The following is an 8445-nucleotide window of genomic DNA, read 5'->3' as shown; positions in this document are numbered from 1 at the left end:
GAGCAGCACCGCCGCCGCGACGGCGAGCCACTGGACCAGCGGGCTGCCGTGGACCGTCGTCGTGCCCCCGTCGCGGGACACCTCCGGTGGTCGCGTCGCCGGTCGCAGGAGCGGGAGGGGCAGCAGGGCGAGCAGGCCGCCGAGGAGGAGGGTCGCGCCGAGCAGCCGGACGCCGGGGTCGGGGTCGCTGAGCGCCATGGCCGCGCCCACGGGCACGAGGAAGCCGGCGAGCAGCACGCAGGAGACGAGGCCACCGGTCATGGGCTCACCGCTCCCGGGCGATCGCGGCGACGTCGTCGAGCGCCGTGGGGTTCTCGAGCGCGCCGCGGGTGGCGGCCTCGTCGACCGGCACGCCCCGCAGGATCTTCTTCACCGGCACCTCGAGCTTCTTGCCCGACAGCGTGCGTGGCAGGGCACGCACCACGTGGAGCTCGTCGGGCACGTGGCGCGGCGAGAGCCGCTCGCGCAGCTCGCGGGCGACCGTGCGGCGCAGGTCGTCGACGTCGGTGCCGTCGGGGTCGGTGAGGGTGACGAAGAGGAGCAGCGTGCCTGCGCCGTCGCCGCGGTCGTCGTCGGCGGTGTCCTCGAGGTGCACCACGAGGCTGTCGGCCACCTCGGGGAGGCTCTCGACGACGGTGTAGAACTCGCTCGTGCCGAGGCGCACGCCACCGCGGTTGAGGGTCGCGTCGCTGCGCCCGGTGATGGTGCACGTGCCGCGCTCGGTGATCGTGATCCAGTCGCCGTGGCGCCACACGCCGGGAATGTCCTCGAAGTACGCGGCGCGGTACCGCGAGTCGTCGGTGTCGCCCCAGAAGCCGACGGGCATCGACGGCAGCGGAGCGGTGATCACCAGCTCGCCCAGGGAGCCGACGACCGGCTGCGCGTGCTCGTCGTACGCCTCGACGGCGGCGCCGAGGCTGCGGCACGAGATCTCGCCGGCGTACACCGGGACGGTGGGGGAGGCGCCGACGAACGCCGAGCAGACGTCGGTCCCGCCGGAGACGGACTGCAGGTGGACGTGCTCGCCGACCGCGTCGTGGACCCACCGGAAGCCCTCGGCCGGGAGCGGCGCGCCGGTGGAGCCGACCGCTCGCAGTGTCGACGTGTCGACAATGTCCCGGGGTCGCAGTTCCTGCTTGCGGCACTGCAGGAGGTAGGGCGCGGAGGTGCCGAAGTAGGTCACCCCGAGCTCTGCTGCGTCGCGCCAGAGGCGGTCGAGGCCCGGGTGCGCGGGGTTGCCGTCCCAGAGCAGGACGGTGGAGCCCGTCAGCAGGCCCGACACCAGCAGGTTCCACATCATCCAGCCAGTCGTGGAGAACCACAGGAAGACGTCGTCGGGGCCGAGGTCGTGCTGCAGGCCGAGCGCCTTGAGGTGCTCCACGGTGATGCCGCCGTGGCCGTGGACGATCGGCTTCGGCAGGCCGGTCGTGCCCGAGGAGTAGAGCACGTACAGCGGCGCGTCGAAGGGCAGGCGCTCGAACGCGAGCTCGCCGGGCTCGGCGAGGAGCGCGTCCCAGGTGGTCGCGCCGGTGGGCGCGGGCGCGTCGGGGTCGAGGTAGGGCAGCCAGACGAGCGTGCGCACGCTGGGCAGCGCCTCGACGATCCGCTCGACCTCGGCCCGGCGCTCGACGGTCTTGGCGCCGTAGCGGTAGCCGTCGACGGCGAGCACGAGCACGGGCTCCGTCTGCTGCCAGCGGTCGACGACGCTCTGCACGCCGAACTCCGGTGCGCAGGAGCTGAAGACCGCGCCCAGGCTGGCCGCGGCGAGGAGCAGGACCAGCGTCTCGGGCACGTTGGGTGCGTAGGCGGCGACCCGGTCGCCCCGACCGACGCCGGCCCGGAGGAGCCCGGCCCGCGCCCGCGCGACCTGGTCGCGCAGCTGGGCGGCGGTCAGCCGGACGTCGTCCCGCGACTGCGACCGCCCGACGACGACCACGTCGTCGTCGGCGCGACCGGGCAGCCGCAGCGCCGCCTCGGCGTAGTTGAGGCGGACGTCGGGGAACCACACGGCCCCGGGCATCGACGCGTCGGCGAGGGCCGGCGACGGTGACCCGTCTCCCGGGACGTCGAAGAACCGCCAGACGGCCTGCCAGAACGCGTCGGGCTCGTCGACCGACCAGCGCCAGAGGGCGTCGTAGTCGCGTGGGTCGATCCCCACCGACGTGGCGAACGACGCGATGCGCGGGGTGGCGGTGGGGTCGGGGCTCCAGAGCACCTCGGGGGTCTCGGGCATGACGGCGCGGCCTCCTGGACGGCGGACGGGTCGGGTCAGCGGTGGGCGTCGTCGGGCGGCACGTCGGTGGCCGCCCAGACGAGCAGCCGCTGCACGAGCGGCACGGTGACGACCATGAGGCCCGGGACGATCAGCCACGCCCAGGGCCCGTCGACGGGCTCGAGGAACGCGAGCATGACCACGATCGCCACGAGCAGCACCGACAGCGCCAGGACAGGACGCGCCTGCTGGACCCCGAACGCGCGGAGCAGTCGCGCGCCCAGCTCGCCGGCCACGCCGACGACGACCAGGACGGCGAGCAGGCCCCAGAACGCGCCGCCCGCCGACGTGCCGCGGACGGCGCTGAACAGCTCGAGGCACAGCCAGCCGCCGGCGGTCACCAGCAGACCGGCCACCAGCCCGGTGACGACGGACGCCCCGAGCGGCGGGACGGTGGGGACGCGGTAGTCGCGGACGGCCCAGACGGCGTCCTCCCCGCGGTCGCGGACGGCGAAGCCGAGCCGACGGGCGAGCTCGCCGGTGCTGTGGACGGCGTCGCCCACCCGGTCGCGGGCGCGGGCGAGCCCCGCGCCGACGTCGACGGTGGTGCGGGGGCCACGCGGTGCCGCCGGGCTCGGGGGAGCGGGGGCGTCCGCCGGGGCGGCCGCCTTCGCGTCCTTGCCCTTCAGGCGCGAGACGGCGGTCGCGCGCGGCGGGGCGGGACGGGCCTCCCGCGGTGCCGGGGCGGACGGCGCGACGGGCCGCACGACCGTCTTCTTGACGACCTTCTTGACCACGCGCGGCTGGCTGCTGCTGCGCGCCTCGTCCGCCGGGGTCGTGCCCTCCTCGACCATGGCGCCAGTGTGTCACAGGACACCTCCACGGGGGTCCGGCGTCCGCCGTCGAGGACGTCCGGCGCCGACGCGCACATTCGCCCGACCTGTGCCAAGGTCGAGGCATTCCATGCCTCACGGCCCCCGGTAGCCCCAGATGCCGACCGTGGTGCGCTGCCCCGCGCACGTCCGTACTCCCACCCTCCTTAGGACAGGTATGTCTGCGATCCTCTTCGGTTCCATCAGCACGCTCGTCGACAGCTCCGAGCTGCAGCGTCGGGCCTTCAACACCGCCTTCTCCCAGCACGGCCTCGACTGGTCGTGGGACCAGGAGGAGTACGCCGCGCTCCTCACCGGCAACGGCGGGCAGGACCGCGTCGCCGCCTACGCCGAGCAGCGGGGCGACGACGTCGACGCCGCGGCCGTGCACGCCACCAAGTCCGAGGTCTTCCGGACCCTGCTCGCAGAGGAGGCGCCGGAGCCCCGCGCCGGTGTCGTCGAGACGATCCGCGCGGCGAAGGAGGCCGGGCACCGGCTGGGCTTCGTGACCACGACCTCGGCCGACAATGTGGCTGCGGTCCTGAAGGTGCCCGGTCTGTCGGCCGCCGACTTCGACGTGGTCGTCGACGCCGACGACGTCGACGAGCCCAAGCCGGCCGCCGAGGCGTACCGGCACGCGCTGGCCGCCCTGGGCGAGCACGCGTCGGACGCGGTCGCCGTCGAGGACAACACCGGAGGGGTCGCGTCGGCGCGCGCCGCGGGCCTGCCCGTCGTCGCGTTCCCGAACACGAACACCGCCGACCACGACTGGTCCGAGGCGACCGAGCGCGTCGTCGCGCTCGAGCTCGACGACCTGCTGCGGAACGTCGGACGTTGAGGACGGGGAGGACACGATGAGCACCGAGCCCGCCACCCTCAGCGCCACGCCCACCTCCTTCGAGGTGCACGCCACCCAGCGGATCGACTACACGCTGACCTACGTCGACGGGGTGTTCGACCCCGCCCGGCCCGAGCTGGCCGACCACTACCGCGAGTGGGGACGCGCCCTCATGGTCGTCGACGCGGAGGTCCACGCGCTGTACGGCGACGACGCCGCGGCCTACTTCGCCCACCACGACATCGAGCTGACCGTCCACCCCATCGCGATCGGCGAGAAGAACAAGAAGTGGTCGACGGTCGAGGGCATCGTCGACGCGTTCGCCGACTTCGGCCTGCTCCGCAAGGAGCCGGTCCTCGTGGTCGGGGGTGGTTTGACGACCGACGTGGCGGGGTTCGCGTGCGCCGCGTTCCGCCGGTCGACGCCCTACATCCGCATCCCCACGACGCTGATCGGGCTGATCGACGCGAGCGTGTCGATCAAGGTGGCCGTGAACCACGGCAAGCACAAGAACCGGCTCGGGGCGTACCACGCGTCGAGCGACGTGCTGCTCGACTTCTCCTTCCTGCGCACGCTGCCGGAGGCGGAGGTGCGCAACGGCATGGCCGAGCTGGTGAAGATCACGACGGTCGCCGACGCCGCCACCTTCGACCTGCTGGAGCAGCACGCCGAGGAGCTTCTGGAGACCCGCTTCGGGCACCTCGGGGGCACGCCGGAGCTGCGTCAGGTCGCCGACCGGATCACATACGAGTCCATCAAGGTCATGCTCGAGCTCGAGACGCCCAACCTGCTCGAGCTCGACCTCGATCGCGTCATCGCGTTCGGGCACACGTGGAGCCCGACGCTCGAGCTCGCCCCGGCCGACCCGTACTACCACGGTCACGCCATCGCGATCGACATGGCGTTCTCGGCCACGGTCGCGGAGGCGCGCGGGCACGTCAGCGCGGCGGACCGCGACCGGGTGCACGGGCTGTTCAGCGCGCTCGGCCTGTCGCTCGACAGCGACGACCTGACGCCCGACCTGGTGCGCCGCGCGACCGCGTCGATCCTGCAGACGCGCGACGGTCTGCTGCGTGCGGCGGTCCCGTCGCCGATCGGCACGTGCGCGTTCCTCAACGACCTCGCCGACGACGAGGTCGACGCGCTGCTGGCCACGCACAAGATGCTCGTCGCGGCGTACCCGCGCGAGGGTCGGGGTGTCGACGCGCACGTCTCGGCCGCGGCCGTGCCCGTGCCGGCATGACCTCGGCGGTCCACCGACCGGCAGGGGGTGACGGGTCGCAGGCGCTGCGGCCCGTCACGCCCGTCGGCATCGCCGCGCAGGAGGTCGCGCTCGTCCTCGACGGGCTCGACGTTGGCGTCCCGGTCGACGACGAGGTCCTGGACCGGCTCCGCCGGGCGCACACGCTGCTGGCCGGTCTGGACCCGTACGTCGCGGCCAGCACCTCGCCCGAGTCGGCGCAGCTCGCCGAGCTCGCGCGCGCGACGGCCGGGCACCGGTGGGGCGAGCACCCGCCGGGTGCTGCCCAGCTGGAGCCGGAGATGGTCAGCGGACACGTCGAGGCGGCGCTGCTGCAGCTGCTCGTGCGGCTCAGCGGCGCGCGTCGTGTGCTGGAGATCGGCACGTTCACCGGCTACGCGGCGCTCGCGGTGGCCGAGGCGCTGCCGGCCGACGGCGTCGTGGTCACGTGCGAGGCGGACCCGCGTGCCGCGGCCGTGGCCCGTGAGGCGTTCGGCCGCTCCGACGACGGAGGTCGGGTCGAGCTGCTCGAGGGCCCGGCGCTGGCGTCGCTGGAACGGCTCGAGGAGCCGTTCGACCTCGTGTTCATCGACGCCGACAAGGAGGGCTACACGGCCTACCTCGACCTGCTCCTCGAGCGCGGGCTGCTGGCCGACGGTGCTCTGGTGGCCGTCGACAACACCCTGATGCAGGGCGTCGCGTACGGGGCTCCGCCCCGGTCGGAGCGCGAGGCGGAGCAGGGTCGGGTGATCGCCGCGTTCAACGAGCGGGTCGCGTCCGACCCGTCGCTCGTGCAGGTGGTCCTGCCGGTCCGCGACGGACTCACCCTGCTGCAACGGAGGGTCGATGGCTGACGTGCGGGCGGCGGCGAAGTCACTCGGCGCGCTCGGACTGCTGGCCCTGGCAGCGCCCGTGGCGGCTGCGGCTACGACCGGAGCGGCGCTCCTCGGACGTGCGCGGCAGCAGGACGAGCGGCGGGCCGTCCGGTCCGGTCCGCCGCTGACCGTCATGGTCAGCGGCGGCAAGATGACGAAGGCCCTCGCGCTGTGCCGCGCCTTCCACGCCGCGGGGCACCGCGTGGTGCTGGTCGAGGCGGAGAAGTACCGCTGGACGGGACACCGCGCGTCGCGCAGCGTCGAGGTGTTCCGCACGATCCCGGGGCCGGACGACCCCGACTACGCGCAGGCGCTCCTGCGGGTCGTCGAGGAGGAGGGCGTCGACGTCTACGTGCCGGTCTGCGCGCCGGCGACCGCCATCGCGGACGCCCGCGCGAAGGCCGTGCTCGAGGCCCGTTGCCGCGTCCTGCACCTCGAGCCCGACGAGGTCGTGATGCTCGACGACAAGGCGGCGTTCGCGCGCCGCGCGGCCGCCCTGGGCCTGAGCGTGCCGGAGACGCACGAGGTGCACCACGTCGAGGACGTCATGGCCTTCGACTTCGCGAGCCGCTCGCGCCCTTTCATCCTCAAGAGCATCGCCTACGACCCGGTGCACCGGCTCGACCTCACACCCTTCCCGTTCGGCCCGACCGCGGAGGACCGCGAGGCGATGCGTCGGCACGTGGCGGCGCTGCCGATCTCGCCGTCGAACCCGTGGATCCTGCAGGAGCTCGTGGAGGGCGAGGAGCTGTGCACCCACGGCACGGTGGTCGACGGGCGCCTGCGGGTGCACCTGTGCTGCCCGTCGTCGGCGTTCCAGGTGAACTACGCGATGGTCGAGCGGCCGCGCGTGCGGGAGTGGGTCGAGCGCTTCGTCGGAGAGCTCGGGCTGACCGGCCAGGTCTCCTTCGACTTCATCGAGGCCGCCGATGGCACGCCCTACGCCATCGAGTGCAACCCGCGGACCCACTCGGCGATCACGATGCTCGACGGCCATCCCGGCCTCGCCGACGCGTACCTCGGGCCCGACCACGAGGGCGAGCCGTTGCAGCCGCTCCCCGGCAGCCGCCCGACGTACTGGCTGTACCACGAGCTCTGGCGGCTCCTGGTGCGCGAGCGTCCGCGACGGAGCACGGTGCGCGTCGTGCTCGAGGGTCGCGACGCCATCTGGTCGGTGCGCGACCCGTGGCCGTTCCTGCTGGAGCACCACCGCCAGGTCCCGGTGCTGCTGGCGCGCAGCCTGGTGCGGGGTCGCGACTGGATCCGCATCGACTTCAACATCGGCAAGCTCGTGGAGGCCGCCGGTGACTGAGCGACGCACGGTGCTGCACCTCGTCGGGTCGCCCACCGACGAGTTCTTCGCCGACCTCTCCCGTCTGTACGCCACGGGTTGCCTCGAGGCGCTCGCCGACGTCCCCGGCTACGACCACGTGGTGGTGTGGGTCGGGCCCGACGGTCGGTGGCGCTTCCCCGCCGACCTGAGCCGAGAGGCGATCGAGGCGGCGGAGCCGGTGGAGCTGGCGGAGGCCGTGAGCCTGGTCCGGGGGATCGCCCCCGACGTGGCGCTGCCCCAGCTGTTCTGCATCGCCGGCATGACGACCTACCGCGCGCTGCTCGACGTGCTGGGGGTGCCGTTCGTCGGGAACCCCGCCGACGTGATGGCACTCGCGGCGCACAAGGAGCGCACGAGGGCGGTGGTGGCGGCCGCCGGTGTCGACGTGCCCCCGGGCCGGGTCGTGCGCGGCCACCCGGACGTCGACGAGCGTCTCCTCGACGACGCGGTGGAGGCGGTCGGCCTGCCCGTGGTGGTCAAGCCGGTCGACGCCGACAACTCCACCGGCGTCGCCCTCGTCCGCGACCGCGCCGACCTGCGGTCCGCCGTCGTCGAAGCAGCCCGCGAGACGTCCGTCGGCGACGTGCTGGTGGAGCGCTTCGTGCCGCTGGGCCGAGAGGTGCGCTGCGCGGTGCTGGAGACGGACGACGGCCTGCGCGCACTCCCGTTGGAGGAGTACGCGGTCGATGCGCAGCACAAGCCGATCCGCGACCGCGCCGACAAGCTCGCCGGATCGGGCGACGACCTCGCGCTCGTCGCCAAGACCCACGACCACGCCTGGATGGTGGCCGACGACGACCCCGTCGTGCCCGCGGTGCAGGAGGCCGCAGCGCTCGCGTTCCGTGCGCTCGGCTGCCGCGACTACGGCCTGTTCGACTTCCGCGTGGATCCCGAGGGCCGCCCGTGGTTCCTCGAGGCCGGCCTCTACTGCTCGTTCGCCCCGTCGAGCGTCGTGGTGATGATGGCGGCCGCCGGGGGCACGCCGCTGCCCGAGCTGTTCGTGTCCGCGGTCGAGCGGACCCTCGCCCGCGGGTGAGGCTGTTCAGCCTGCTGTGACGACAGGACGGTCGTCGAC

The 8445-nt window shown here is 73.7% G+C and carries 8 protein-coding genes; 5 read left to right on the top strand and 3 right to left on the bottom strand.

The genetic code is table 11. The features are described 5' to 3' along the window. From A6Q81_RS08535 to A6Q81_RS08525, 3 genes are all read right to left on the bottom strand, one after another. The coding region (locus A6Q81_RS08535) for a hypothetical protein (protein ID WP_286690186.1) at nt 1-261 on the bottom strand (261 nt) is incomplete at its 3' end. 4 nt (nt 262-265) lie between these two features. Beyond that, the gene (locus tag A6Q81_RS08530) at nt 266-2233 is read right to left on the bottom strand and encodes an acetoacetate--CoA ligase (protein WP_286690185.1); all 1968 of its coding nucleotides are present in this window, start codon (nt 2231-2233) and stop codon (nt 266-268) included. Between the two features lie 35 nt (nt 2234-2268). Further along, nucleotides 2269-3066, bottom strand: coding sequence for a hypothetical protein (locus A6Q81_RS08525; protein WP_286690184.1), 798 nt, complete (start codon nt 3064-3066; stop codon nt 2269-2271). A gap of 196 nt (nt 3067-3262) precedes the next feature. Between A6Q81_RS08525 and A6Q81_RS08520 the strand changes: the two genes are divergently transcribed. Genes A6Q81_RS08520 through A6Q81_RS08500 form a run of 5 tightly spaced genes read left to right on the top strand, consistent with a single transcriptional unit; the run spans nt 3263 to nt 8406 of the window. Continuing rightward, nucleotides 3263-3922 carry an HAD family hydrolase gene (locus A6Q81_RS08520; RefSeq protein WP_286690183.1) on the top strand — a complete coding sequence of 220 codons (660 nt, stop codon included), beginning with the start codon at nt 3263-3265 and terminating at the stop codon, nt 3920-3922. A gap of 16 nt (nt 3923-3938) precedes the next feature. Continuing rightward, nucleotides 3939-5165, top strand: a complete 1227-nt coding sequence (locus tag A6Q81_RS08515; protein WP_286690182.1) for a sedoheptulose 7-phosphate cyclase — start codon at nt 3939-3941, stop codon at nt 5163-5165. Next, nucleotides 5162-6016, top strand: coding sequence for an O-methyltransferase (locus A6Q81_RS08510; RefSeq protein ID WP_286690181.1), 855 nt, complete (start codon nt 5162-5164; stop codon nt 6014-6016). Before A6Q81_RS08515 ends, A6Q81_RS08510 begins: the two co-directional genes overlap by 4 nt. Continuing rightward, nucleotides 6009-7349 (top strand): ATP-grasp domain-containing protein, encoded by a 1341-nt coding sequence (locus A6Q81_RS08505; RefSeq protein ID WP_286690180.1) that lies wholly within the window; start codon nt 6009-6011, stop codon nt 7347-7349. Before A6Q81_RS08510 ends, A6Q81_RS08505 begins: the two co-directional genes overlap by 8 nt. Continuing rightward, nucleotides 7342-8406, top strand: coding sequence for a D-alanine--D-alanine ligase family protein (locus A6Q81_RS08500; protein WP_286690179.1), 1065 nt, complete (start codon nt 7342-7344; stop codon nt 8404-8406). The genes A6Q81_RS08505 and A6Q81_RS08500 overlap by 8 nt, the downstream gene beginning before the upstream one ends. Nucleotides 8407-8445: the final 39 nt, after the last annotated feature.

The sequence above is a fragment of the Aeromicrobium sp. REDSEA-S38_B2 genome, assembly GCF_001628525.1.
Lineage (GTDB): Bacteria > Actinomycetota > Actinomycetes > Propionibacteriales > Nocardioidaceae > Aeromicrobium > Aeromicrobium erythreum.
Note: the sequence above shows the minus strand (reverse complement) of the source record. Positions and strands in the feature narration are given on the sequence as shown.